A 25,217-nucleotide genomic window follows, 5' to 3' on the forward strand; every position below is an offset into this window, starting at 1 on the left:
GATTCAACTGGTCGCCGCAACACCTCGATCACGGAGTTGTTGATGGGGCGACCACGGGGTTGGGCGGCTGCCGCGCTGGGAAGGGCTCCGATGCGTTCACCGGGCCGCCCGCCGGTGGCACGGCGTGAGGATCGGCAGCGGCTCTGGGCGGCGATTGCAGACGGTCTGTCCAGCGATGAGGCTGGTATCGCTGCCGCCGTGTCGCCCGCGGTCGGTGGGCGATGGTTCCGCGAAAGTGGCGGGATGCATCCTGTTGATCAATCGCCGCCGTCCGGGCCGGTATCTGTCGTTCGCTGAACGCGAGGAGATCGCGATCCTGAAAGCCCAGGATTGGGGTGTACGTGAGATTGCCCGCCGGGCTGGGCCGCTGGCCGTCCACGATCTCACGCGAGTTACGGCGCAACGCCGCGACCCGTGGCGGCCGCCTGGAATACCGGGTGGGGTTCCCCCGTTAGCCCGGACAGTCTGAGTCCTGACAGTTGACCCGGCGCGTTGGCGCGCAAAACCCAGACAGTATAAGGCCCTTGATCTATCCACGGGCGGAAATACCCCAGACACGCCTACTGAAGGTCTAGGCAACGTGCCCGCCTAGGCCGGTAATGGACCCCTTTGTGGCCAACACCCGTGGTGCCTGCGAGTCGCCTAGAATTGCCTCACCAGGTGAAACCCTCGATGGGCCAAGTTCACTGACGAATTTTGGGCTATGCCGAACGCGATGGCGCGTTGACCTGCGCCCGGAGTTGCGCGGCCAATCGCTGCTGATCCAACTCATCGGTCGCGCAGTCCAGTGTTCCGGCCGTCATCGTTTCTTTCCGCCAAGCGCCGCGCTCGGCGTGTCAGGCCAAGACGAGATCCATCCTCGTTCAGGCAGACCTGATCTGGCTGGGGAGATGATCAGGAAAGGGAAATCTGGGCATCGTTGCGAAGCCATTCGGGCAGGCTTCTGTGTCGGTTCTCGAGTTGTGGACGTGTCTTTGGCAGGTTCTAGCGCAACGGTGTTTCGGGAGGTTGAGGTTTTCCGGTGTTGACTGGTCGCATTGTTCGGTTCGAGGAAGAGCGCGGGTTCGGGTTCATCGCTCAGGACGGCGGGTCCCAGGAAGATGTGTTCTTCCACATCGACTCGCTCGGTCGTGGCTGGAGTTCGCTCGCGATCGGTACCAGGGTGACGTTCGATGTGATGGAGGGCCAACGGGGGCTCAAGGCGTATAATGTCAATGTCGTGGAAGTCAATGGTGGCAATGAGGCAAAGCTTGCCGCCGAGGCTGCCGTCGCGCCGACCGTGAAGTCGACGGAGGCGGAGGAAATGTGCGACGTCCTAACCGAGGATGAGCTGCGGAGCGAGGTAACTGAACAGCTTCTCCAGCGACTTCCCGGTCTGACCGCTGAGCAGATTCAGCTAGTTCGCGAAGATTTCGTTGCACTGGCGGCGAAGCACGGCTGGATTGTCGAGTAGGTGGCTGCGTAAACGGATGAGCGGGGCAGAGGGCCCACGAGTTGGGTCCCGCAGGGCTTCCACGTCAGGCATGCGCCCTGATGCTCCGCTTTCCGGGCCGCTGGCCGCGGTACCCGGCTAGATGAGACCTGAGCGGATTGCGTAGGCGACGGCGTGAGCGCGGTTGTGGAGGTTGAACCGCTTCATGAACTGGTAGAGGATGTTCTTGACAGTGCGTTCTGAGTAGTGCAGTTTCTCGGCTATTTGTTGGAGATCGAATCCTTCGGAGACGAGTAGGAGCGCATCTATTTCGCGGTTGGTGAACCCGGAAGGGGTCAAGTCTTGCGGTGCGAGTACTTCGCGGTAGGTGTGCACGATTTGCCCGATGAGTGCGCCTTGTAGTGAGGTGGGGAAGTATCCGCCACCGCTGCCGACGGCACGAACGGCCTGGATGAACGACGTAGCGGAGAAATGTCGGCGCCACAGGACTCCACGAACACCCTGTTCTACCGCAGCGGAGATGTCGGCGTGCCACCGGCCGCCCACGATGAGGAGCAGGGGAGTGGCAGCCTCGGGCCTGAGTAGCTGCAGCTCTTTCATCGTGGATATGTCGGCGTTTTCGATGACGATCACGGCAACATCGGCTTTGTCGTCACCGGTCTCGACGATCTGCTTGTCTCCGTCCAGGCAGTTGGTCAGTCCCAAGTGCGTCAAGCGATCCGGCGAGTGAATGACCACGCGGATTTTTTCCATTGTTTTTTCCTGCATAGTGGTGCTCGTTCTGGAAATGCCAGGGCGCTTCGCTACCTAAGCTTGGTCAGTCTTTTCGGTAGGTAGGCCAGCCGGGATCTTCCCAGGATTGTCGAGCACGGCACGCAGCGCTTTCTTCGATCAGTTCGCTCGCAGTGCGGATCGTTGTGTCCGGTGCCTCGCCGTGGATACCGGGAGCGAAAGTCGCGGCAAGCGCCTGCGACCAAGGTCGAAAATCTGCTTGCTCGGCTGGATCTGCGCCTATGATATCCGCGATGATCGCCACCGGGTGTACGAACCGGCGATGCTCGGGATCGTCGGGTTCGTGGTGACTCGACGCGCCATGCCAGAAATACTCCGAGCCGAAAGTCTGATTATTTCGCCCGCTCCCGGTTTCCCGCAGCTCGTTATACAGTGGGAACGGAGCCGACTCTTTGTCCGTTAATCGATACAGCAAGGCGTCTGTGGCCATGCCTACCTCTCTATGAGTCGCTGGCGGTGCGGTAAGGCGACTGTAAGAGGGCGTGTGGGTCGTTGTTACGCCTAGAAACGCACGACGACCGCCCACACGCGCACGACTGCGCTGTCGGGGCTGGTTGGCGGTTTACTTGATCGGGAAAGCTCTCCAGCGCGGTGGGTGGTCTGCCTCACGCACCGAAGCCACGACTGGAGCGGCTCGATGGCGCTCCGTGACGCCTGGCTGGCCATTCATGCGGATCGCGACGAGCGCCGTGAGTGTTTGTGGGTGCTATGGCACCCACAAACACTCACGGGTGTTCTTCCGCCACGCGATCGGTCCGCACGTCGGACCGCGGCCTGACCTGCACCCGGGCCGAGAGCGAGGCCCGCATCCTCAGATTGCGCCGCTTGCGTCATCGCGGGCCGGTTTTTGGCCGGGTAGCTTCGGCTGTCAATTGTGTCCTACGTCACTGTTTCGCAATTGCGGCCTTTCCGCCGATTGCGGCGACGACCTGCGTCAACTTCTGAGCGAGGCGCTGCCACTAAACGGTCTAGTCGCGCCAAGGCACGCGGCCTAGACTTCCCGGTATCCGTCCCTGATACAGCCCGAGGCCGCGATGCCACCGACTTACCACGTGGATGCCATCAGCGTGGATACCACCAGCGTGGACAGGCCACGCGCCGACCAGCTCGAATACTGGTGCGAGCGAATCAGCTCATTCCATTGCACCGCCAACTCCCGAGTCCTCCGGCCGGACGACTTCCAAGGCCGCGCAACCTGCCAACGCACCCGGTCCTACCAACTCGTGACCTGGGGCGTCTCAACCCCGCAATGGGTCCAGCGCACCAAGCGCCATATTCATACCGTCCCCGACGAGCGGTACAGATTCGTCGTCACCACCCGCGGCACGCTCGCGTTACGCCACGCCGACAACCAGCGTATGCTCACCGCCGGCACCGGCGCGCTGTTCACCATGAACACTCCGTTCGACCTCGGCGTCGGATCCCGTCATAAGGGCATGATCCTCACCATGCCCAGGCGCGAGATTGACCAGCGTCTCGGCCGCGGCGCACTCCTTAACACCGAAATGGACCTCACCCGCGGTCTCGGGCGACTCATCCACACCAGCCTCGTCACCCTCAAAACCGAACGCCACACCCTCACTGCAACCCAATTCGACCGAGCAAGCCAACACCTCACCGACCTGGTTTGCCTGCTCGCCCTCGGCGATACCCAACCGCCGACAAGCCACGCGCGCGAGATCGAACTCCAAATACGCCAACACATTCGCGGCAACGCGCGAGACCCTAGGCTCAACACGGAATCCATCGCACAAGCACTCGGCTGGTCGCAACGGCAGATCCAAACCCTTCTCCGCCAAGCCGGAACCACCCCAAGCGAACTAATTCGCCAAGAACGCCTCCACTACGCGCAACAACAACTCGAGAACCCCACCAACGTTCACAAAACCATCACCCAAATCGCCTATGAATCCGGATTCAACTCGGCCCACACCTTCACCAAGGCATTCCGCCAGCACTTCGGCCACACTCCAAAAGACCATCGCGACCACTAATGCCCGGCTGTTTCGCTTCCGGGGGTCTGTAACGGGAACGGCGTTCCCGGCGTGTTCGGTTAGTAGGTTCAGCCGCCGGCCAGCTGTCACTGAAGGTGATCGCGAAAGCGTTCACCACGGGTTTCCCGCACATCGTCCATCGGGTGCGGCCTGTCCCGGTGGGGGGGCCAGGTCCAGGCTGCCGGTGACAAGGCACAGGCGCTTCATCGCTGCCTGTCCGGTCGGGAAGTGCCCGTGTGCTCGCACCGCCCGCCGGTAGCCGGCGTCTGGCCAACGACAAGTGGGCCAGCAGCAGATTCGCCGTTGTGGGCACCAGGTTGTCCGCCTTGGCGATCTTCCCCGGGTGCTCCGGGCCGCCCTTGGATTCCGGGCCGAACGGCTCACACGTTTCGGCCTTGCAGCCGTAGTGCCGGGCCCGCCGCAACGATGTCCGGATGGCGCACCGTGACCCCAGCCACCCGGTCGATCGTCACCGTCCTCAGTAGATACGTTGGCGCGCCACCGAATCGACGCAACGTAGTGTCCACACAAGACACCAGAGTGCCCAGCGTCTACCGCGGCCTGAGGAAACCCACCGAGAACCGCCCAAGATCATTGACACACCTCATCTAAAACTGTGGCGGCGAGGACGTCTGATGTGACGCTGGTGCGGCTGCGATTCGGCGGTTTCCGAGCTCTCGGATTCGAGACTCGACGCGTTGAACGTTCCAGAACGCCCCCACATCGGTGAATGCCGAAAGGGCAGACATCAGTGCGGCCCGGGCTTCCTCGACAAGACCACGCTCGGTGAGCAAGGCTGCGGCGTCCTCGTCGGCGGCGGCGCGTTCAATCCTGCGGCCAATGCACCGGTAGTGGTCTGCCGCCGCGACGACCTCCCCGGGAGCGCGGGTGACGAGTCCTCGGCAATGTGCGACTGCAGCCTCACGTGACGGTGACGGGGTTCGGATGCAATCGGACTCGCACACCCGCAGCGCGGCTCGTGCCTGATCAAATTTGCCCAGGTGCGTCGCCAACCGGACCACTCTGGGAAGCCATCGGTAACGATGCACCATCGGCGCGAAGTCCGATTCGATGACGGGGGTGAGCCAGGCCAGCGCCTCAGGCAGTCGGCCCTGCTGCTCGGCGAGCAGCGACCGTGTCGCGAGCACGAAATCGATGCCGGGCTGGAACTCGGTTCGTGACCACTGTCCTGCGCAGTGCAGGTGTGCCAACGCCGTCTCCTGGTCGTCGCGGTGCGCGGCGACCAACGCTGCGACTCCGTGCACGATCGTGGACGCACCTGGCCGCGCCAGCAAGTATGACTCCGTCTCCGGTGCACATTCGGTCACCGCGGTGATCCTGGCGAGCGCGTCGTCCCACATCCCCAGCCAGTAGTAGTGCACTGCGCCGGCAAGCGCGACCTCGCCAGGCAGGGTGTGTGAGATCGCGAAATGCTCGGCACCTCGCAAAGCCGCCAAGGGATCGTTGAGGTGGTCCAGACTCTGAAGCGCGAGTGTCGTGTCCTGCAGGGCGAGCAGCCACAGGTCAGCCAGTTCGGGCACCGCGCAGAAGGCGTCCGGTCGGTCGAGCGAGTCGTGCGCCACGCGTTGCTTCGGCACCACGGCCGGGTCGGCGGAGTCCAAGCTGGCGAGCAGGGGCTGAATCCGCCGCTTCCAGCTATCGGCAACATGCTCGTCATACATCGCCGGACGAAGCGTGCTGAGGGCGGCACCGAGCTGGTCTTTGCGGTAGTGGCTGTAAGCGAGGATCAGACGTGCCTCCGCGGCGAGCAAACTGTCGGTGGTCCTAGCCAACACGTACTGAGCCGTGTTCGCCGGTACTCGGCCCAGCGAGAACAGCAGTCGGGCGAAGGTCGCCGCCAGCTCCTCGCGCGCCGGACCGGAAATCGATACGCGGTTGAGCGCGGCGCGCAACAACGCCGTCGCGGTGCGCGGCGCGTTGCTGGCCAGGACGGCGACGTTGGCTAGCAGCCAGTCGACCACCCACGAATCCACCGGCTCCGGTGCTGCGATCAACTGGCCAGCGATCCGCTCGGCTGGCGCCCCGGCCTGAGCCAGGGCTGTTGCCAACTGCCGGTGCAACGCCAGCCGGACGGCCTTGGGAATCCGGCTGTAGAAGGCTTGGTGCACCACCGGATAACGAAAGGCGAGCATTTCACCGCATTCCTTCAGCTGCCCGGTGGCACACGCCTCGTCGATCACCTCGCTCAGTTCCGACGCCGGCTTGCCCAGCGCGGTCGCCACGTCGGCCGGCGAGAAGCGTTCGCCGAGCAGTGCGGCCCAACGCAGGAAATCCGCGGCCGGGCCGGACAAGAACGGCAGCTGGCTCCCGATCGCCGAGAGCACGACGTCCGGAACCACCCCTCGCAACGAGGGGTCGGTCTCGGCTTTGTCGTCGGTGAAGACGATCGAGCCCGTGCGCAGCAGACCGTTGACGATCTCCCGGACGTACAGGGGGTTTCCACCCGCGCTGTGGACCAGGTTCCGCACCTCGGCGTTGACCGGCAGTCCAACGATCTTCCTGACGAGATCGCCCACCTCCGAATCCGGTAACGGCGCGAGCACGAGAGCCTCGCTCTCGGCTTCTGCGTGGGCGCGCAGTCGCTGCAGTCCACGCCGAGACGACATGGGTCTGCACGCCCCGATGAGCAGCAGCGGCTGTTGCCTGCTGACCTGGCGCAAGCGCTGCCATACCAGCAGGCTCGTTTCGTCGGCCCACTGGAGGTCGTCGAGCACCAAGATCAGCGGAGCTTCCGCGCACAGCTCGCTGACCAGTCCGAGCAGGCGGTGCACGGCCTCCGGTAGGCAGTCTGCGGGAACCGATGCGCGGGGACCGCCGCCCAGAGCGTAAGCCAGTGCGGCACGCCGCGGATCCGCCGAATCCGCCTCGATACCGAGGCAGTCCAGCAGGGCATGCAGCGTGAACGGTTGGTCGAGTTCGTCGCACACCCCCCACGCGAGTTGGCAGCCCGACGCCGTCGCCTCGGCGAGTCCTTCGGCCAGCAACCAGGATTTCCCGATGCCGGCCACACCTTCCAGCCACACCGACTGCCCATTCCCCGCAGCGACCTCGGACACCGCTGTGCGCAGGAAGGCCACCTCGTCCGTACGGCCGACGAAGTTGGCGGGACGGATGGGTTGCGGAGATCCGGCCCACGCAACCTTGGGTGGCGCCGGTTTCGGGACTGTTACCTGAACGTCGGTGTGCGCCAGTCCGGGAGCATTGGCGAGTATTTGCTCGTGCAGGTCTCGCAGCCTCGGCCTCGGTTCGGTGCCCAACTCTTCGATCAGCGTTCGGCGGGTTTCGTGGAAGACCGCCAGTGCGTCAGCCTGTCGGCCACATCTGTAGAGCGCGAGTATCAACAGCTCGCGCAACCCTTCTCGCAATGGGTGCTCACGTGCCAGAATCGACAGCTCCGCGACGATCTCGGCATGTCTCCCCGCGGCGAGCATGAGCTCGGCGCGCCGTTCCAATGTCGCGAGGTGCAACTCGGCGAGGCGCGCCCGTTGGTTCGTGGCGAACGGTCCGGGAATGCCTGAGAGCGCCTCGCCCTTCCAAAGCCGCAGGGCGGAGTCCAATGCTTCAATGGCTCCGGCCGGGTCCCGTGCGGCCCAGCAGCGCTGGGCGCGATCACGGTGCTCCTGGAAGCGGTGCGCATCGCACGCCTCGGCCGGAATCCGCAGGCAGTAGCCAGCGCTCACCGAGGTCAGGAGCTCCTCGGCATAGCGCCGTGGGCGCCCGGGCTCCAGCGCGTAGCGGATGCCGGAAACATATGTGTAGATGCTGCCTTCCGCGCTGGTCGGGGGAGTCTCGCCCCACACTGCGTCGATGAGCTCCTGCCGCGAGACGGCACGGTTGGCGTAGGTCGCCAGTATGGCCAGTACGGCCCGCCGGTGGGCCGAACCGAGCGCGAGCTCGTCGGTTCCGCGCCAGGCCCGCACCGGGCCGAGCAACTCGATGCGGAGTTCGGCTGTCATCGGGTCACTCCAGTCCTCGGTACACACTCGGCGAGGCGCAAGGCGCACCAATCGGAGTCAGCCGCTTGAGTGCGCGCGGTGACGATACCCGAGCCCATGCCGCCAAGAGCCGCTCCTAATTACACACTTTCTGGTGCAAAGTCGATTCAGCGGGGTGGTCTGAGTAAAGCTCAGCCCAAGAGTTGACCAAAGGTGATCCATAAAAAGCAGGCTCCTCCTGATCACCTGCCGCATCGGCACACGCGAGGCACGCTGGCCGCTGCCCCCGTTTTCGCGGGCTTTGCTGGGGCTGCGGCGTTTGGGGACGGTCCTGCGGTCCCCACGTCGACCCGTGATAACGCGACCGGCTACCGGTATCTCGACAGGTCATCATGGGTGGCAGCCCAGGCCCGGATCTGCACGAAGCCCTCCAGCGGACCAAAATCCACGGTCACGCTTTTGTGATCCTGGACGGAAAAGTTCTTCTCCGCTGGCCGTGTCGGCGAGAACCACAAGTGCCAAAGGCGCCCAGATCGACCGGTGGTGGTATTCCGGCAAGACCTGACAGCAGGGCGGCAACGTCCAAGCCTTGACTCAGCCCGGCGCGATCCCGGCCCGGGGCTTGCGACGTCGAACCCGAAACTTCACCACCGGGCTCGCGAATCGGCACCATCGTCCGAGTCGCACTCGTCCTGGCCCACCACGGGCACGGCGCCACACCTCTCACCGGAATCACCTCGGTGCAGCGTCCTCTCGCGGGCCGCGGCGCTGTTGATGATCTTCGCTGCGGACCAGCAGTCTGGGCAGCTGTCCCAGAACCAGTCGGTTTCCTTTGGTCGGACCAGTTTGATGGTCTTACCGCAAAGTGCGGCTAACTCGGTGCCGAGTTCGCGGTGAAGTTGCTCCTTGCGCATGGCATGTCTGGCGCCGTCGGCCGGCCGCCACCGAACGGTGCTCACGTTGATCGCCTCCACATGTCGTTGGCGTTGCGGAACTTGCGCCGTCGGTTCTCGATGTCGCTGCATCAGCCGACTCGTTACGTCGATGTTACGAAAGCAAGCGGGTAATTCGCGATTGGTCGGCACCCACGAGCACCTTTGGTTGCCCGAGATGACCTAAATCACAATTCGGTGCTTCGTCGGCAAATGCAGCGCTACGGGCGCTGTTCGTTCGCGCTGGATTTTCGGAGCAAAACAGGAATCGTTGCCTCAGTGGGACATGGGGGCTGCCCGGAAATCCCGTTCTCGCGTGGAGACCTTGACCATTCGGAAACTTAGCCCCAGCATTCCACTCCAAGTGTCACGAGCACGACGGGTCTGGCGATCTCCCGTGGGTCGCATTGGCGTGTTGTTCAGGAGACGACACCAGAAACGAGAGAACTCTGTGACTAAGCAAACATTGCAGGATCCTAGTCAGCCGGAACGGGAAACACATGTTGACCCAGGGGACAGGGGATACCGCAAGTCCCTGAAACCTCGGCACATTAACATGATAGCGATTGGGGGTGCGATTGGTACCGGACTTTTCCTCGGGGCGGGTGGGCGGTTGGCGCAGGCTGGTCCGGCGCTGGCGATCGCGTACGCCGTCTGCGGTGTGTTCGCGTTCCTCGTTGTGCGTGCGCTGGGCGAGCTGATTCTGCATCGGCCATCGTCGGGTGCGTTCGTGTCCTATGCGCGGGAGTTCATGGGTGAGAAGGGTGCCTTCGTCGCCGGGTGGATGTATTTCCTGAACTGGGCGACCACGGGTATTGCCGACATCACTGCGATCTCGCTGTATGCGCACTACTGGAGCATGTTCACGCCCGTGCCGCAGTGGGTGCTGGCACTGGTGGCGCTGGTGGTGGTGCTTTCGCTGAACCTCGTCTCTGTGCGGCTTTTCGGCGAGATGGAGTTCTGGTTCGCGATCGTCAAGGTCGGCGCACTGGTCGCCTTCATGGCCGTCGGTATCGTTCTGCTGGTTGTGGCGCAACCGATCGGTGGCACGGTGCCAGGGCCGCAGTTGATCGCGGACCACGGAGGTATCCTTCCCAACGGTCTGGTGCCGCTGGTCCTCGTGGTCCAGGGGATCGTGTTCGCCTATGCCGCCGTGGAGCTGGTCGGTGTCGCCGCGGGGGAGACGGAGAACCCCGCGAAGATCATGCCGAAGGCGATCAACTCGATCATGTGGCGGATCGGCATCTTCTACGTCGGCTCAGTGGTGTTGCTGTCGATGCTGCTGCCGTGGAACGCGTACCAGAAGGGCGAGAGCCCGTTCGTGACTGTCCTGTCGCAGGTCGGAGTTCCGGCCGTGGGTGACGTGATGAACCTCGTGGTGCTGACCGCGGCGATGTCCAGCCTCAACTCGGGGCTTTACTCCACCGGTCGCATCCTGCGCTCGATGGCGGCAGCCGGTTCGGCTCCGAAGTTCACCGGCTTGATGAACCGCAGCCAGGTTCCCTACGGCGGGATCATGCTCACCGGCGCGGTCTGCGTGCTCGGTGTGGGGCTGAACTACGTGGTGCCCGCTGATGCGTTCGAGATCGTCCTGAACTTCACCGCGATCGCGATCATCACCACCTGGGGCATGATCATGCTGTGCCACCTCCTGTTCGTGCGCAAGTCGCGGACCGGAGCAGTCACGCGGCCGACCTACCGCTTGCCAGGCTCGCCGGTCACCCAGATCGTCACGATCGCGTTCTTGCTGTCCGTCGCGCTCCTGATGTGGTTCGACGTCCCGGCGGGACGGATGACCCTGCTGTGCGTGCCGGTGCTTGCAATCGCGCTGGTGATCGGCTGGTTCTGCGTCCGCAAGCGAGTGGCCGCGGCGAAGTCTCTGGAGGGAACCGGCAAGGATCATTAGCCGGGCTCCTCCAGAACGTCGGTGCGCCCTTTGTCCGCGCCTAGGGAACGCCGGCACGGGACGCGGTCACGGGCGATTCGGGGTAGCCCGTGACCGCGTTCTCGTATTTTCGCTGCGCAGAGCGAAACCAGTGTCCAGATGCGTTCTGTTTTCCGCGGCGCGGGCGCTAAACTATTGATGCAATTGTTGGTGGCGTGGAATCGTGGACTTGAGGTTGAGGGCAGTAGTGGTGGAAACAGGTACGATCGTAAAGTACGACGGGACCAAGGGGTTCGGTTTCATCGAGCCGGACACCGGTGGTGAGGACGTGTTCCTGCACGCGTCCATCCTGAATGAGGAACTCAAGCAGGTTCTTCGCGGCGGCACGCGGGTGCAGTTCGAGGCGGCGCCTGGCAGCCAGGGTAAGAAGGCCGTAGCTGTGCGGTTGCTCGGCGCCGTTTCGCAAGCGTCGGTGGCGCAGGTCGCCGCCGACGGCCGGAACAGCGGCAGTGACGATGAGTTGTGCGAAGTTCTGACGCCGGCCGAGTTCACTCAGAACATCACGGATGTGTTGATCGAGGTTGTGTCCGACATGACGGGCGGGCAGATCCTTCAGGTGCGCGAGCAACTCGTTGCGTTCGCGCGGCGTCACGGCTGGGTGGAGGACTGACAGGCCTGCCCGGCGTCGTGGAACTGGCTTCGCTGAACGCCCAGAAGATCCGCATGCCCGGTCGGGGCGCAACGCCCTTCTGACCGGGCATGCGGCATTTATCACCTGTCCCACGATCCACCGCCCAATCGTTTCCGTGATCTGGAATCCTGATTTCGGTTGCGTCGTGTTTAGCTGCGGCGGGCGCCACCGCTGCGCGGACGAGATGTGCGCGAATGGGCAAAACGGGGTGACTCGTGGGGCTTAGATTTCTTCATGCATTTGTTGTGGGCGCCCAATGAGGTCTTGAATAGCCTGGAAATCATTGTTCGGCCCTTGGGTTGCGCGATGCTCATTTGAGCGCGGTTTTGAATGCACGAGGCCTTTGCGGCAACAGACATTGTCCGGTGCGACACGGAAGGACTTGTCCTGGCAGAAGTCGCCTACGCGGAGGCGTCCCGGGTGTACGAGGGCTCTCCACCGGTTCGTGAGTTCCTGGTCGTGTTCGCACCCGAACGCGGCCAAGGCTTGCGAGGTTCTTGCTGCGGTTGAGGGAGAATTCGCCAATATTCCGACGCAGTCCCCGAACGCCGATTGTCCGTTCGTGCGGCGCCCGGTGGGCGTGACCGCAACTGGTCTGTGGGGGAGAAGCCGGTCACATATGCGCGTACGTTCCCCAACGGCTGCTCCGTGCAGCGCGAACTCGGCGTCGTCTTCAACTTCTGACGACGCCTCGTAGGGCCTGGCAGGTTTCCGGCGGTGGGCCTGCCAGGCCCGCGCAAAGACGTTCACCTTGACCGGCAAGGGAGGGGTTGCTTTTGGCGACGCCATGTTGGCCGGCTCCACCTGTCCACGCCGGGCACCGAGACACTGCGTCGTTGCGGCCAGGCGTTCGCGCTGAATTTGACGCTCACCTGGGATTCTTCGGCAAGCGGACGCATTTGCCTCCTCTTTTCGGCGGCGAGGTCCTGAACTCGTGCCGGTTGATCTCGATCGGACCATCGCAGATATTCCGCCAGGCCTCAGGCCTGGTTGTCCAGACATGACGGGGAGGAAACGTGTTGGGAACGGAAAGACGGCCCGAGGATGGCGGGCTTGTGTTGCGGCAATTGGAGACTGAGATGTCGGACGCCCGCCAGTACGTCCTGCGGTGCCGTGCGGCGGGTAACGAACAGGCCGCCCAACTGCATGTCGTCTGGATCGACCTCCTGCTCGACGAGTGGAGCCGGTGTAGCCTGACCACGCAGCAGTTCTGATCAGGGGGAACAAACGTAGAGAAGATGTAGAGAAATCGTGAAGACGGTCCTCGCACACTGAGATCAAGACATCACAGAGCGTGTGGGAGGCCCCGATGAACCGAGTGCGCGTGGGTGTGCAGGCCGAGGATCCGATCACCCTGGCGGGCTTGACGAGTTTCCTCAAGACGCGGGCCGAGCTCTTCGTGGTGGCCAACCCCGCTGAAGCCGATGTGATCGTGTTCGCCGCAGACCGCGTCAATGCCAAGATTCTGACCGATATGCGGCATTCCGCGCAGCAGTGGTCGATGCCCAGAGTACTGGTCACCAACGAACTCAACCCGGCTGATGTGCTCGGTGCGGTCGAATCCCGCGTCGTGGCTGTGCTGCCGCGCACCGCGGCTACCGGATCGAGACTGATCAACAGCGTGATCGCCGCGGCCAAGGGTGGCGGCATGATGCCACCCAACCTGCTGGGCGAGTTACTCAAGCAGGTCGATTACCTGCAGCGGGAAGTGTTGACCCCGAAAGGCTTGAACGCATCCGGGTTGACCTCCCGGGAAGTAGACGTACTGCGGTTGATGGCTGACGGACTGGACACCGCGGAGATCGCGCAACAGTTGTGCTACTCCGAGCGGACGGTCAAGAACGTCGTCTATGGGGTGACCAATCGACTCAACCTGCGCAACCGGCCACACGCGGTGGCCTATGCGATGAGAGTCGGAGCGATCTGATCAGAAGGAGACGGGCCACGTGGGTGTGCGACTGCGCGAAACTGGTGGCCGCTCGGCCAACTTCCCGGCGCTGGCTACCGAATCCGGCGTATGCCGGAAGGTCGCGGCGCAAAGGAGGACCTCGATGCTCGCCACGGATGAGATCCCCGCGAATACAGCGGGATGCGTGCTTCCATGCTCCGACGAACAGGGCAGCGATCGCGAACTGACGCTTGTGTTCGCTGGACGGAGGATGGTTCTGACCACTCCAGACGGTCTTGATGTGGTGCTCACGCCGTTGCAGGTCGAACGGTTGCGCGCGGCGTTGCGAGATCTGTTGTTGGATGTCGACCCAGGCGATTACCTGTGAACCTCGGTCAGCGCGCGGTCTGGGACGTGTCTGCGAACTTCGTCGACGACAGCGAATCGAGAGTGCACGTTCAGCTTGCCCAGGATGCTGGTTACATGACTTTGCACAATTCGCCGTGGTACGGCCAGCTCGGCCGCGATGTCCGGGTTGGAACGCCCTTCCGAGACCAGGATTGCGATCCTGACCTCTTCCCGCGAAAGGGCAGCCCAGCCGTCGGCGGGGCGCATGACCCGGGTGTGCGGATTCGGGAGAATCCCATGTGCGCGTAGCCTGGACTCGGCTCGGCGGATGTCCCAGCGGGCAGACAGCAGGCCGAATTGCTGGACTGCCTCGTCCAGTTTGCGCTGGGCGTCGTCCCGCAGATCCCGTTGGGCCAGGAGCAGCGCGACATCTTCTAGAGCCGCGGCGAGTTCGATCCCACGCCCCACCACTCGGTAGTGCTGCACCGCGGCCATGATCGGTTCGGGGTCGCCGGAGATGAGCCCTTCGCAGCGGGCAGCCGCGGTGAACGCCCGAGCCGGCCGGCTTTCCTCGACCGCTTCCTCTCGGCACACGTCCAACGCTTGGTGTGCCCGGTTGAGATCGCCGAGCTCAACCGCCAGCCGGACGAGGTCCGGCAGCCATTGGTGCCGCAGCATCAGGGGCGCGAACCCCGGACTTAGGATCGGATCCATGATGGACAGGGCCTTTTCCGGTTCCCCGCGTTGCTCGGCCGCCAGTGCCTGCGCGACCAGCAAGAAATCGACGTTTTCCCGCTCCGCGCCGCTCGACGGCGAGTACTCCTCGGCCGCGTTGAGATGACGCGCGGTCGTCTTGGCGTCTTCCCGCCGCCCGGCGATCAACGCGCCGACTCCGTGTGAGAGCAACGCGGCCGGACCGGGCTCGCGCAACCCGTAGAACGAGATCGCAGGTCCATCCTCGGTCAGGGTCTGCAACTCGAGCATGGCTTCGTCCCAGCGGCCCACCCAGTAGTAGTGCACCGCCTCGGTCACCTGAAGACCGCTGGACGAGAGGTCCTGTGCCGCGACCTTGCGGGCCGAGCGCATCGCCTCTTCCGCCTCGTCCAGACGATCCAGGTTCTGCAAGGTGAACGTCCGGTTGTCGAGCAGATCGAAGCGGAATTCGGAGAGGTCGGGATCATGGCCGATCACCTCGAGCGCCTTGTCGACGTACTCCAGCGCTTGCATGTGATCCCGGCGCACCGTGTCCACCAGCCACCTGGTCTGCAACGCGTGCGCGATCGGGTAGGGCTCACCCGCCGTCACCGCCTCCGTATAGGCGTCAACGGCGCTTTCCTCGGTCGCGTCGAGGTCGCTGAGGTCGCCGCGGCGGAAGTTCGCCTGCAGCGATCTGTGCCTGGCTCGCCAGATCTCTGGTACCGCGGGATTGTCGGCCGAGCCCCCCAGAGTGTCGATCGCCACGGCTGTTTCGCCCCTTCGGAACAACATCGCTGCCAGCAGCTGCCGCATCTCCGCCGACCGGTACGGGTCGGTCGCGACGGCGAGGGCTTGCCGCACTTTCGGCTCCGCGTCGCGGCCCGCCCGGAACAGCACCTTCGCGAGCGCGGCGAGCAGCACCTCTCGGTTGCCGTCACTGGCCGGGCAGGTTTCGAGCGCACGCTCGAACAGCTCGATGGCGATCAGCGGTGCCCGGTTGGACACGGCGACGTGGTTGTCCGCCAGCCACTCCAGCACCCAGCGGTCGTCGGCAGCCGGTGCGGCCAGGAGCTGTTCGGCGACCTGCCGCACCGGGGCACCGCCGCGGGCGAATGCCTCCGCCGCCTGCCGGTGCAGCGCACCCCGCACTGCCTTCGGGATTCCGTCGTAGAGCGCCTGCCGCAGTAGCGGGTGCCGGAACGCCAGTTGGGTCTCGGCATCGACGACGACATCGGCAGCGACAGCTTCCTCGAAGGCCGACAGAAGCTCGAACACTTGTTGGCCAGTGGCAGCGGCGACGTCGGTGACGGAGAATTCCAGACCGAACAGCGCACCCCAGCGGAGCACTTCCCGGGCGCGCGGGGAAAGGAAATCAAGTCGCCTACCGACAGCGGCAACGAGGGATTGAGGGGCATCCGAGATCGATGACGCGGGGACGTCGGCAGTGCCGTCGCCGATGGCCACGGCATCGGCCCGCAGCAAGGCGTCGGTCATTTCCTGCACGTACATCGGATTTCCCGCGGCGCGTCCGGCTATTTCCCGCAGCACCGGACCTGGTTTGGCGCCGACCAATTCGCCGAGCAGCTGGTCGGTCTCGGTCTCGGACAGCGGAGCCACCAGGAAAACCTCGCCATCCCGCGATTCGACAGCGCGGCGCAGCTGTCCCACCTCCGCCCGGTCTGGTGCCGGACGTGATGCCGCGACCAGCAGCAGTGGCAATTGGCGCGTCGCCGCGCAGAGCCGGTGCCACACCAGAACGCTGGCCTCGTCCGCCCACTGCAGATCGTCGATGACCAGAATCAGCGGCGAGACCACGCAGATCTCATCGACGAGTTCGAGCAGCCGGTGGACCGGGTCTGCGGAATGCTCGCCGTGCAGGGTGGCGGCAAGCTGTGCCCGCCGCGGGTCGGATGCCGTCGCATCGACGCCGAGACACTCCGTCATGACCTGGAGCGGGAATCGCTGACTCAGTTCGTCGGCCACCGCCCATGCGAGTTGACAGCCGCGGCGGCCGGCATCGGCGAGAGCAACTGTGAGCAGCTCGGATTTTCCGATCCCCGGATCGCCCTCGATCCATACCGGTCGGCCACGGCCCGCGAGCACCTCGGCAACCAAGTCCCGCAGGCGTGTGACCTCCGAAGTGCGTCCGACGAAGCGGCTTTCCTCGCTTCGCTGCAGTGCACGGGTGACGTGGGCCGGAACGACCGACAGCGGTGGGCAGCTGGCCGACCGTGATACTCTGCCAGCCACCGGTGCCCTCGCCGGCTCTGCGTCCAATGCGGGATCATTGGCCAGGATCTGTTCGTGCACTCGACTCAGCTCGGGCCCTGGTTCGACGCCGAGCTCGTCAACCAGCATCCGGCGGGCGTCCCGGTAGACCTCCAATGCCTCCGCCGGTCGTCCGCTGCGGTACAGGGTGATCATCAACAACACGCGCAGGGACTCCCGTAACGGGAAGTCGCGGACCAGCCCGGCAAGCTCCGCAGCCAAATCCACGTGACCGCCCAGTGCGAGGACAGCCTTCGAACGGTGCTCGATGGTCGCTAGGCGCAATTCCGCCAGGCGTTCGCGTTGGCGCTCGGCGAATGGCCCCGGGACGCCGGACAGCGCTTCCCCGCGCCACAGACCCAACGCAGCGTCCAGGGATTCAACCGCGGCCTCGCAGTCACCGGAGGAAAGCTGTTGCCGACCCTGGTCACGCAGTCGCTCGAAGACGGCGACGTCCAGGTCTTCCCGAGCGAGCCGAAGCGTGTAACCGGCTGGTTGTGAGACCAGGATGCCGTCGTTGGACCGTCGGGAGCGCTGCGGTTCCAGGCTGCGGCGCAGGCCTGAAATGTAGGTGTAGACGCTGCCTTCGGCACTGGTGGGAGGGCGTTCTCCCCACAGGGCATCGATGAGTTCATGCCGGGAGACGGCGTGATTGGCGTGCAGCGCCACCGCCGCGAACACCGCTCGCTGGCGTGGTGGGCCCAGCGTGATCTCCTCTTGTCCGAGCCAAGCGCGCGAAGGCCCCAGCAATTCGACCTTGAGCGGGCCGCTCACAGGCATTGCCACCCCTAATTACACAGAAGCCACCGATGGTTGGGTCTCCTGCAAGATAGTGCACCTTCGGGCATCCGTTTGTGTCCTTGATCTTGTTTGCTCGAAGGATTGCCCGTTTGTACACGCGCGCTGATTGCCCGAAGGATTGCCCCTTTGCGCACGTGCGCCGTCAGGAGGAGTGCTTTGACACCGCTGCGTCTTTGGCGGCGTCTCGCGGTCGGTGTCGTTTCTGCACGTCAGCTTGACCTCCTGAGCTGGTTCACCGCTTGCAGCGGGTGGTCGTCGGCGGTTTGCGACGAGCTGAAGACGGCGTGAAGAAGTTGTGGATCCAGGACGGCCATGCTGTGTGACGTGCAGGATCCGACGCTTAGGAGTGCAGCCATGGTGAGCCAGAACCACAAGACGATCCGCTCCACCGCGGTTTTCGACCTGACGGCCCCGGCGGGCGTGAAGACGCCGGTTAGGGTGGAAATGCGGTACGAGAGCAGTGAGCCGTACGCCGTGAACATGAGCTTCCACGCGGGAATGAGTGGTCAGATCGACTGGGTGATCGCCCGGGACCTGCTGGCGGACGGGCTGGTCGTTGCGAGTGGCGAAGGTGACGTGCAGATCATCCCCCAACTCGACAACCACGAGGCCGTCATCATCGCATTGAGCTCGCCGTCCGGGCAGGCCGCCTTCGAAGCGCCCGCTGCCAAACTGGCGGATTTCCTCGACGAGACCTACGACGTCGTCGCCCCCGGTGACGAGGGCCAGTGGATGAGCATCGACGAGGAACTTAGTCGATTACTGCAGACGGACCTGCATTGAGTTGATCGGACAAACGTAGCGCGCAGACCCTGGCTTTAGCTGTGGCGTGAGTGCGTCAAATCTGCTGTTGACGTGCTCAGCGGTTACCCTGCCAATAGTAGGTTTCTCGTCTCTGTATAGTGATCGACGACTGGTTCGTGTCGTTTCTGTTGGAGACCGGTACGACCATGCCCGGACGGCACGCGAACCCCGGTAGCGAGGTAGGGATCGATCGGGGCGTTGCCGTTGCGGTCGCCACCAGCGACGCCACCGGCTACGACCGTGTCTTCATCACCAGTGGTGAGGAACACCGGTACCTACGGTTGCAACGGAAACTTGCACGTCAGCGCAAGGGATCGGCGAACCGGCGCAAGACCCTCGCGAAGATGCGGCGGATCAAACGATCCGAGCGTGACCGGCGCGCGGATTTCTGTGCTCAGGTCGCCCATCGAATCACCACCAGCAATGCACTGGTCGTCCTGGAAGACCTCCCTACCCGGAACATGACCCGTTCCGCGCGGGGGAGTGTCGAGCAGCCCGGTTCGAACGTGGCCCAGAAAGCCGGGCTCAACCGCAGCATCCTGTCCAAAGGCTGGCATGCGTTCGAGCTGGCCCTCCGCAACGCTGCCCGCACCACCGGCAGCACCATTGTGAAGACCCCTGCCACGTACACGTCGCAACGCTGCTTTGTGTGCCGCAGTGTGGATCCGGCATCCCGTGAGAGCCAAGCGGTTTACCGGTGCACCACCTGCGGACATTCCGGGCACGCGGACGTCAACGCGGCCCGCAACATTCTCGCAGCTGGACGGAAAGAAGCCGACGTGCTTCAAGCGGTGACAGCCTGTGGAGACCTCCAGCCGTTGGGCGGGTCTGCGAAGCAGCAGGCTCTTTGCCCGTTCCGCCCGCCTGGATTCCGAGGCATATCGCGGTGTCAACACCGCTGTCGCGCACACGCTCAGCCGGCTGGCTTGTCGTATCTAGTACCTCGCTTGAGGAGATCCACGACCTCCGGCAGCCCATCACCACGGCCGTCAAGGCCGCCGCGCCCGCCCTGTTGCAGTTGCGAGGTATCGGCCCGGACTCGCAGCGACGCTGCTCGCGAGTACCTGCAACGGCGAACCACCGAAGGACGGTCCAAACGCGAGATCATTCGCTGCCTGCCTCGAACGCTTCCTAGCTCGGGCCGTCTACCGAATTATCCGCGATGCACTCACCACGCCCGTTTGACAATCCGTTGAGACTGCGCGGGCGGCCTGGTGGTATAGGGGCGTCAAGCTCGACGTTTCCCGTGAACTCGCCTGGTACCTCGGCAACTGGCCGATGACCGCCGCCGTTGTCGTTCCCGCAAAGGGCGCCGGGCATTGAGCTGTGCCTGTCAGGCAGTGCTGGGTCTGCGCTGGTTCAGGGACCGACCTGCGGTCTCGCCGCGTTTTTTGGCAGCAAAATAGGGGGTAGGAATTCCTACCCCCTCGCGTGGGCTTCCATAAGTCGGTGGGTCTTTGCAGGAGATCCGGCGGCTGTAGGGCTCGAGGCCGGGCAGCACTGAGGTGGATCTTGCTGCTGAAGACGTGCGTGCATGCGGAGAGCTTGCGGGCGGCGCTCTCGCGAGATCCCCGCACGGATGTCGACTTCCGGGCGACAACACATCCCGTGAGCTGAACGTTCGGATGAGCCGATCTGTGGTGCGGACATGGCACCCTGTCGTCGGTGTTCAACAGCAGAACCAACGGACGCGGGGAGACGACCGTGAACGCAACTCGTTGGGGAGGTGCCTTGGACGGCGCAGGCGCCGTGCCCTTCGTGCGGGGCAGCCTCTGGTAGTTCCGCGTAGCCTGGTTTTCGGGTGCTTCCGGGAGAATCAAGCCAGACCGAGGAATCGGGGTGCTCTGATTCTGACGGTCGGGGCGTCAATGACGGCTTGCGAGTCCAAGCGATCGATGTCCGTGAGGTTGCCGTCGTACGTCTCGATGACCAACCGGAGAAGGACGCGGTCCTCACGAGACATCCGCCGCCGTCTCGCCGCCCCGATGGACGCCATCGCCTCCGCCGCGGGCAGCACGTTTCCGCGCTCCAGGTGGGCTGCCACCACGGCCGTTTGCTCCTCGTCAAGGGCCGAGCCCATGTGGAAGAGCACCTGATCGAGGGCGTCTGGAAAATCCTGTTGCTGGGTGCCCGACAGGGCTGTGTCCCGGTCCGTGACGGACATCTCATCCTCCCCTTGGGCGGTCAGAGCAAAAGGTACGTATGCGCGCGGCTGATCTTTCTGCCGCGGGGATGCGGACCGCCTTTGGCTGGCAATTGATGTGATCGCAGGCCTCCGGTAGGAGTATTCGATCCCGATCCTGCATTGCAACGTTAGCGCCCCGCTGAGGTACCGGCTAGCACGTTGCCCTCGCGTCCCTGCGAGGTTGCACGGACCCGCACGTGGTGGACGGGTTCGGCTAAGCACATGTGCGGATGTGCGATGGCGTGATTTCCGCGGGACTTCACATGTGGCCAGCCGATCTGGAGAAGACGTAGAGACCTTGTGGAGTCGGCTCCGGCAGGTTGTTCGGTGCAGAGTAGAGAACCACGGGAGGTGCGATGGAACGAGTTCGCGTGGCTGTGCTTTCCTCCGATGCCATTACGCATGCTGGGCTTGAAAGCTGCCTCGACTCTCGCGCCGAGGTGTTGGTGGTGCCGAATCGAAACCTGGTCGAGGTGGACGTCGTCGTCCTGGCAGCCGAGCGGCTGACTGACGGGGTGACCGCCTTGCGCGCCTTGGGGGACGACTTGGAGCGCAGTGCAGTCCTGGTGATTGACCAGTTGGATCCGGCTGGTTTGCTCGCGGCGGTGGAATGTGGTGTGGCGGCGGTGATTCCACGCATTGCGGCCACCGCGGATCATTTGATAAGAGTCATCCAGGTCGCCGCGACCGGAGGTGGCGTGCTGCCGCCGGACCTGATGGGAGAGCTGCTCCGCGAGATTGCTCGTCTGCAGCGGGAGGTCCTGGCACCGCGCGGTATCAGCGCTTCCGGGTTGACACCTCGCGAGCTCGATGTCGTCCGCTTGCTGGCCGAGGGCTTGGATACTGCTGATATCGCTGAGAAGCTGGCCTACTCGGAGCGCACCGTGAAGAACGTCATCTACGGAATGACCAACAGGCTCAAGTTGCGCAACCGGCCACATGTCGTCGCCTACGCAATGCGTGCAGGCGTGATCTGACACGCGTCATAGTCTGATTCCCGTTCGGGCGCCGCGGCCGCGGTGTGGATGGGCGAGAATTGCTGACAGCCGCCCCGCGGATGTTGGGGAGCCTGTTTGCGTCGCCGAACGAGGAAGCTCGCTCGGCGACGCGTTCTTCTGGAAGCTCGATGCCTCAGCAGCGTCAGCCTGAATGACCAAACCACAGGCGCGCTGTACGGGCGTAGAGCGAAAATGAAGAGATTGTGTCAGCAAGTGAGCATGCTTCGCAAGTCCCTTTGGAGGGGGTTGACGCCCGTGGCCCACGCGACTCCTCGCGCTCATCCGCGGTCGTATGATCGCGGCAGGATGTACCAACGGGCAGATTTTGCTTCCCGATGTGGACATTCTTTTCGGGTGCCCGGTGAACTCATGATCAGTCTGCGACATGGTGGTTCGCGACTGACAGATGAGGAAGTGCGATGACGATGAGACGTTCGTCCTGGTCAGCCCTCGGGTTGAGTGCCATCCTGCTGGTGGCATTGGCAGGGTGCGGGGGAGCCGGCGGATCCGACAGCGGGAAGATTGAGATCAAGGTCGCGACCTTCGGCGAGTTCGGCTACGAACCGCTGTTCGCGGAGTACGAGGCGCAGCACCCCAACATCGACCTCGTGCCCCAGGTCTCCGACTTCGAGGCTCACCACAAGGGGCTGGCCACCCATCTCGCAGGCGGGAGCGGCGTCGCCGACGTCGTCGCGATCGAAGAGCAATACATGCCGCAGTTCCTGCAGTCCAAGGACAAGTTCGTCAACCTTGCCGACTTCGGGGCCAAGGAGTTGCAGGGCCAGTGGTCCCCTTGGAAGTGGGAGCAGGGGGCCAGCAAGGACGGCAGCTTCGTCCTCGGCCTCGGGACGGACATGGGTGGTCTCGCACTCTGCTACCGCCGTGACATGTTCGGGAAGGCCGGCCTGCCAACCGACCGCGATGAGGTGGCCAAGCTGTGGCCGACCTGGGAAGAGTTCGCCCGTGTCGCCGATCGGTTCAGCGCGGCGGTACCTGATGCGAAGTTCGCCGATTCTGCCGGCAGCATTTACACCGCGATCCTCAACCAGTCCGAGGAGAACTTCTTCTCCAAGGCGGACGATTCGTTCATCGCTGACCGGAATCCGAACCTGCGCCGCGCCTTCGACATCGCAGGGAGCATCGGGGCGAAGGGGCAGACCGCCAAGGTGACCACCTACACCCAGGCGTGGAACGTCGCGGTCAAGCAGGGTTCGTTCGCCGTCATGAACTGCCCGGCCTGGATGCTGGAGCAGGTCAAGGATGCGGGCGGCAATGCGAACACGGGCAAGTGGGACGTCACGACGGTCCCCGGCAACAGCGGCAACCAGGGCGGCTCCTACCTTGCTGTGCCCAAGCAGAGCTCGCACCAGAAGGAAGCCTACGACGTCGCGAAGTGGCTGACCGCTCCAGAACAGCAGAAGAAGATCTTCTTGCAGAGCGGAATCCTGCCCAGCACACCAGCCGCCTACCAGGCCCCCGAGGTGGTCAGCAAGACCGATCCGTACTTCGACAACGCGCCGGTGGGCAAGATCTACGCGTCCGCTGCGGACAGCCTGCGACCGAACTACCGCGGTCCCAAGGACAGCCTCGTGCGCCCGAAGTTCGGTCTGGCGCTTGGCCGCGTCGAAGACGGGAAGCAAACCCTCGACGAGGCGTGGGCCGAAGCAGTCCAGCAGGCACGCGAAGCAGTCAAGTAGGGACCGATGCCAGCGCGCCCGTCGGCCTTGCCGTCAACAGTTTCGGGTTCACATTCGAGCCAACTGCTCGCCAGGATCGACGGTCGAGTCTCGCCCTACCTCTTTATCGCGCCCTTCTTCGTGCTGTTCGCGGTGTTCGGCCTTTTCCCGCTGCTGTACACCGCGTGGGTCTCGCTGCACGACTGGCAACTGATCGACGGCGATCAGGGTTTCGTCGGGTTGGCGAACTACGCTGCGCTGTTCGCCGACCCCGACTTCTACAACGCCCTGTTCAACACCGCGAGCATCTTCCTGGTTTCCACCGTTCCGCAGTTGTTGGCCGCTCTCGGCATTGCGGCCTTGCTCAACCGGCCACTGCGGGCGGGAACCGCATGGCGGGCCGGCATCCTGCTGCCGAACGTCGTTTCAGTGGTAGCCGTGGCGCTGGTCTTCGGTCAGTTGTTCGGGCGTGATTTCGGCGTGGTCAACTGGATCCTGGGGATGCTCGGCGTGGAACCCGTGGACTGGGAGGCGCAGCGCTGGTCCTCCCACCTGGCCATCGCGGTCATGGTGATGTGGCGTTGGACCGGCTACAACGCCCTGCTTTACCTGGCGGCTATGCGCAACGTCTCGAGGGAGCTCTACGAAGCCGCAGCGCTGGACGGAGCATCGAGGTGGCGATCGTTCTGGTCGATCACCGTCCCCGGAATCCGGCCGACCATCATCTTCACCGTGGTGGTGTCGACGATCGGCGGCCTGCAGCTGTTCGCGGAGCCGCAGCTGTTCGACTCGTCGGGAACCGCGGGTGTTGGTGGCAACGACCGCCAGTTCCAGACGTTGACCATGTACCTCTACGAGAAGGGGTTCGGCCTGTTCGACGCCGGGTACGCGGCGGCAATCGCGTGGGTGCTGTTCATTGTTTGCCTGCTGTCCGCCTTGGCGAACTTCGCGCTGGTCCGCCGCATTCGGGGAGGCGGTTGAGTCATGAGCGCGAGTGTTGTTGGCCGGCCGCCGCAGGTTCGCGGATCTGCGGGCGCGCGGCGGCTGGACCGCCGGCCCGGCGGTCTGGTCTACGGCTTTCTCTTCGCGGTGGTCGCGACGTCGGTTTTCCCGCTGTACTGGTCCTTCGTGGTGGCTTCGAGTGACGGATCGGCGATCGGTGAGGTGACTCCTCCGCTGATCCCAGGCGGCTACTTCCTGGACAACGTCCGACGTGTCTTCGACACCGTGGATTTCTGGTTGGCGATCCAGAACTCGTTGATCGTGTCGGGCACGGTCATGGTGTCGACCGTTGTGCTGTCGAGCTTCGCCGGATTCGCTTTCGCCCGCCTGCGCTTCCCGGGAAGGAACACCCTGTTCCTGGTCGTGCTCGGCACGGTGATGGTGCCCGCCCAGCTCGGCGTGGTCCCCTTGTACATGGTGGTCGGAAACTTCGGATGGTACGGCCGTTTGGAAGCGGTGATCGTGCCGGGACTGATCAACGCGTTCAGCGTGTTCTGGATGCGCCAAGCGTGCGAGGAGGCGGTGCACGTCGAGCTGGTCGATGCGGCCCGGGTCGACGGCTGTTCGCTGTGGGGAACGTTCTGGCACGTCGCGGTCCCTGCGATCCGCCCACAGGCGGCGGTGCTGGGCATGGTGACGTTCATGGCGGCGTGGAACGATTTCTTCTGGCCGCTGATCGTGCTGGACCCGAACGAGAGCCCCACCGTTCAGGTCGCCCTGTCGAGGCTGGCGAGCGGGTACTTCCTGGACTACTCGTTGATGCTGACCGGTACGACTCTCGGCGTTTTGCCCGTTATCATCGTATTCGTCTTGCTTGCACGCCAGATCGTGAACGGAATCACGCGAGCTTCAGTCAACGGATGAGGTGG

20 protein-coding genes and 2 pseudogenes are annotated in these 25,217 nt (G+C 64.0%); 15 read left to right on the forward strand and 7 right to left on the reverse strand.

Translation table 11 applies throughout. The annotated features are described in order from the left end of the window. Positions 1 to 39 precede the first annotated feature (39 nt). A pseudogene (locus tag DL519_RS45340) lies at positions 40 to 437 on the forward strand (helix-turn-helix domain-containing protein); the annotation flags it as partial. A gap of 584 nt (positions 438 to 1,021) precedes the next feature. Next, complete coding sequence (locus DL519_RS00640) at positions 1,022 to 1,453, forward strand: cold-shock protein (protein WP_190812428.1); 432 nt, start codon at positions 1,022 to 1,024, stop codon at positions 1,451 to 1,453. A 117-nt stretch (positions 1,454 to 1,570) separates the two neighbouring features. On the opposite strand, the gene DL519_RS00645 is transcribed toward DL519_RS00640, so the two are convergent. Both DL519_RS00645 and DL519_RS00650 read right to left on the reverse strand, forming a co-directional pair. After that, entirely contained in the window at positions 1,571 to 2,200 is a 630-nt protein-coding gene (locus DL519_RS00645) for a helix-turn-helix transcriptional regulator (protein ID WP_223838300.1), read from the reverse strand. A 49-nt stretch (positions 2,201 to 2,249) separates the two neighbouring features. Next, positions 2,250 to 2,654, reverse strand: coding sequence for a hypothetical protein (locus DL519_RS00650; protein WP_190812429.1), 405 nt, complete (start codon positions 2,652 to 2,654; stop codon positions 2,250 to 2,252). Between the two features lie 622 nt (positions 2,655 to 3,276). Between DL519_RS00650 and DL519_RS00655 the strand changes: the two genes are divergently transcribed. Then, complete coding sequence (locus DL519_RS00655; RefSeq protein ID WP_190812430.1) at positions 3,277 to 4,218, forward strand: helix-turn-helix transcriptional regulator; 942 nt, start codon at positions 3,277 to 3,279, stop codon at positions 4,216 to 4,218. 67 nt (positions 4,219 to 4,285) lie between these two features. On the opposite strand, the pseudogene DL519_RS45345 reads toward DL519_RS00655, so the two are convergent. The 3 genes and pseudogenes from DL519_RS45345 to DL519_RS00665 all read right to left on the reverse strand — a co-directional run. Next, positions 4,286 to 4,524, reverse strand: a pseudogene (locus tag DL519_RS45345) (IS256 family transposase); the annotation flags it as partial. A gap of 302 nt (positions 4,525 to 4,826) precedes the next feature. Beyond that, on the reverse strand, positions 4,827 to 8,195 hold the full coding sequence (locus tag DL519_RS00660; protein ID WP_190812431.1) for a BTAD domain-containing putative transcriptional regulator: 3,369 nt from the start codon (positions 8,193 to 8,195) through the stop codon (positions 4,827 to 4,829). 623 nt (positions 8,196 to 8,818) lie between these two features. After that, entirely contained in the window at positions 8,819 to 9,133 is a 315-nt protein-coding gene (locus DL519_RS00665; protein ID WP_190812432.1) for a zinc finger protein, read from the reverse strand. Positions 9,134 to 9,557: 424 nt separating this feature from the next. Between DL519_RS00665 and DL519_RS00670 the strand changes: the two genes are divergently transcribed. From DL519_RS00670 to DL519_RS00695, 6 genes are all read left to right on the forward strand, one after another. Continuing rightward, positions 9,558 to 11,012 carry an amino acid permease gene (locus tag DL519_RS00670; protein WP_190823664.1) on the forward strand — a complete coding sequence of 485 codons (1,455 nt, stop codon included), beginning with the start codon at positions 9,558 to 9,560 and terminating at the stop codon, positions 11,010 to 11,012. A gap of 214 nt (positions 11,013 to 11,226) precedes the next feature. Beyond that, positions 11,227 to 11,661, forward strand: coding sequence for a cold shock domain-containing protein (locus DL519_RS00675; RefSeq protein WP_223838301.1), 435 nt, complete (start codon positions 11,227 to 11,229; stop codon positions 11,659 to 11,661). A gap of 466 nt (positions 11,662 to 12,127) precedes the next feature. Beyond that, entirely contained in the window at positions 12,128 to 12,379 is a 252-nt protein-coding gene (locus tag DL519_RS49615; RefSeq protein ID WP_190812434.1) for an SSI family serine proteinase inhibitor, read from the forward strand. A gap of 382 nt (positions 12,380 to 12,761) precedes the next feature. After that, on the forward strand, positions 12,762 to 12,896 hold the full coding sequence (locus DL519_RS48260) for a hypothetical protein (protein WP_263399542.1): 135 nt from the start codon (positions 12,762 to 12,764) through the stop codon (positions 12,894 to 12,896). 95 nt (positions 12,897 to 12,991) lie between these two features. Next, complete coding sequence (locus tag DL519_RS00690; RefSeq protein ID WP_190812436.1) at positions 12,992 to 13,609, forward strand: helix-turn-helix transcriptional regulator; 618 nt, start codon at positions 12,992 to 12,994, stop codon at positions 13,607 to 13,609. A gap of 19 nt (positions 13,610 to 13,628) precedes the next feature. Next, complete coding sequence (locus tag DL519_RS00695; protein WP_190812437.1) at positions 13,629 to 13,958, forward strand: hypothetical protein; 330 nt, start codon at positions 13,629 to 13,631, stop codon at positions 13,956 to 13,958. Here the strand turns inward: DL519_RS00695 and DL519_RS00700 are convergent. Further along, positions 13,949 to 17,662 (reverse strand): BTAD domain-containing putative transcriptional regulator, encoded by a 3,714-nt coding sequence (locus DL519_RS00700; RefSeq protein ID WP_223838302.1) that lies wholly within the window; start codon positions 17,660 to 17,662, stop codon positions 13,949 to 13,951. The genes DL519_RS00695 and DL519_RS00700 overlap by 10 nt on opposite strands. 375 nt (positions 17,663 to 18,037) lie before the next feature. On the opposite strand from DL519_RS00700, the gene DL519_RS00705 reads away from it, so the two are divergent. Together DL519_RS00705 and DL519_RS00710 are read left to right on the forward strand one after the other, a co-directional pair. Then, positions 18,038 to 18,466 (forward strand): SsgA family sporulation/cell division regulator, encoded by a 429-nt coding sequence (locus DL519_RS00705; RefSeq protein ID WP_190812439.1) that lies wholly within the window; start codon positions 18,038 to 18,040, stop codon positions 18,464 to 18,466. 137 nt (positions 18,467 to 18,603) lie between these two features. After that, the gene (locus tag DL519_RS00710) at positions 18,604 to 19,683 is read left to right on the forward strand and encodes an RNA-guided endonuclease InsQ/TnpB family protein (RefSeq protein WP_263399543.1); all 1,080 of its coding nucleotides are present in this window, start codon (positions 18,604 to 18,606) and stop codon (positions 19,681 to 19,683) included. 620 nt (positions 19,684 to 20,303) lie between these two features. Here DL519_RS00710 and DL519_RS00715 read toward each other — a convergent pair. Further along, entirely contained in the window at positions 20,304 to 20,651 is a 348-nt protein-coding gene (locus DL519_RS00715) for a hypothetical protein (RefSeq protein ID WP_190812440.1), read from the reverse strand. 377 nt (positions 20,652 to 21,028) lie between these two features. On the opposite strand from DL519_RS00715, the gene DL519_RS00720 reads away from it, so the two are divergent. The 4 genes from DL519_RS00720 (at position 21,029) to DL519_RS00735 (ending at position 25,212) form a co-directional block, all read left to right on the forward strand. Further along, positions 21,029 to 21,649: a helix-turn-helix transcriptional regulator gene (locus DL519_RS00720; protein WP_190812441.1), complete on the forward strand. Its 621-nt coding sequence runs from the start codon at positions 21,029 to 21,031 to the stop codon at positions 21,647 to 21,649. Positions 21,650 to 22,089: 440 nt separating this feature from the next. Next, entirely contained in the window at positions 22,090 to 23,367 is a 1,278-nt protein-coding gene (locus DL519_RS00725; RefSeq protein ID WP_190812442.1) for an ABC transporter substrate-binding protein, read from the forward strand. Positions 23,368 to 23,373: 6 nt separating this feature from the next. Beyond that, on the forward strand, positions 23,374 to 24,327 hold the full coding sequence (locus tag DL519_RS00730; protein WP_190812443.1) for a carbohydrate ABC transporter permease: 954 nt from the start codon (positions 23,374 to 23,376) through the stop codon (positions 24,325 to 24,327). A gap of 3 nt (positions 24,328 to 24,330) precedes the next feature. Next, positions 24,331 to 25,212: a carbohydrate ABC transporter permease gene (locus DL519_RS00735; protein ID WP_223838303.1), complete on the forward strand. Its 882-nt coding sequence runs from the start codon at positions 24,331 to 24,333 to the stop codon at positions 25,210 to 25,212. The last annotated feature ends 5 nt before the right edge of the window (positions 25,213 to 25,217 follow it).

The organism is Saccharopolyspora pogona (assembly GCF_014697215.1).
In the GTDB taxonomy this organism is placed as follows: domain Bacteria; phylum Actinomycetota; class Actinomycetes; order Mycobacteriales; family Pseudonocardiaceae; genus Saccharopolyspora; species Saccharopolyspora hattusasensis.

What these genes read in the sequence shown, in the direction of transcription:
- DL519_RS00645 (WP_223838300.1), bottom strand. Translation starts at nt 2,200, where the DNA reads ATGCAGGAAAAAACAATGGAAAAAATCCGCGTGGTCATTCACTCGCCG.
- DL519_RS00650 (WP_190812429.1), bottom strand. Translation starts at nt 2,654, where the DNA reads ATGGCCACAGACGCCTTGCTGTATCGATTAACGGACAAAGAGTCGGCT.
- DL519_RS00660 (WP_190812431.1), bottom strand. Translation starts at nt 8,195, where the DNA reads ATGACAGCCGAACTCCGCATCGAGTTGCTCGGCCCGGTGCGGGCCTGG.
- DL519_RS48260 (WP_263399542.1), top strand. Translation starts at nt 12,762, where the DNA reads ATGTCGGACGCCCGCCAGTACGTCCTGCGGTGCCGTGCGGCGGGTAAC.
- DL519_RS00690 (WP_190812436.1), top strand. Translation starts at nt 12,992, where the DNA reads ATGAACCGAGTGCGCGTGGGTGTGCAGGCCGAGGATCCGATCACCCTG.
- DL519_RS00700 (WP_223838302.1), bottom strand. Translation starts at nt 17,662, where the DNA reads ATGCCTGTGAGCGGCCCGCTCAAGGTCGAATTGCTGGGGCCTTCGCGC.
- DL519_RS00705 (WP_190812439.1), top strand. Translation starts at nt 18,038, where the DNA reads ATGGTGAGCCAGAACCACAAGACGATCCGCTCCACCGCGGTTTTCGAC.
- DL519_RS00715 (WP_190812440.1), bottom strand. Translation starts at nt 20,651, where the DNA reads ATGTCCGTCACGGACCGGGACACAGCCCTGTCGGGCACCCAGCAACAG.
- DL519_RS00720 (WP_190812441.1), top strand. Translation starts at nt 21,029, where the DNA reads ATGGAACGAGTTCGCGTGGCTGTGCTTTCCTCCGATGCCATTACGCAT.
- DL519_RS00725 (WP_190812442.1), top strand. Translation starts at nt 22,090, where the DNA reads ATGACGATGAGACGTTCGTCCTGGTCAGCCCTCGGGTTGAGTGCCATC.
- DL519_RS00730 (WP_190812443.1), top strand. Translation starts at nt 23,374, where the DNA reads ATGCCAGCGCGCCCGTCGGCCTTGCCGTCAACAGTTTCGGGTTCACAT.
- DL519_RS00735 (WP_223838303.1), top strand. Translation starts at nt 24,331, where the DNA reads ATGAGCGCGAGTGTTGTTGGCCGGCCGCCGCAGGTTCGCGGATCTGCG.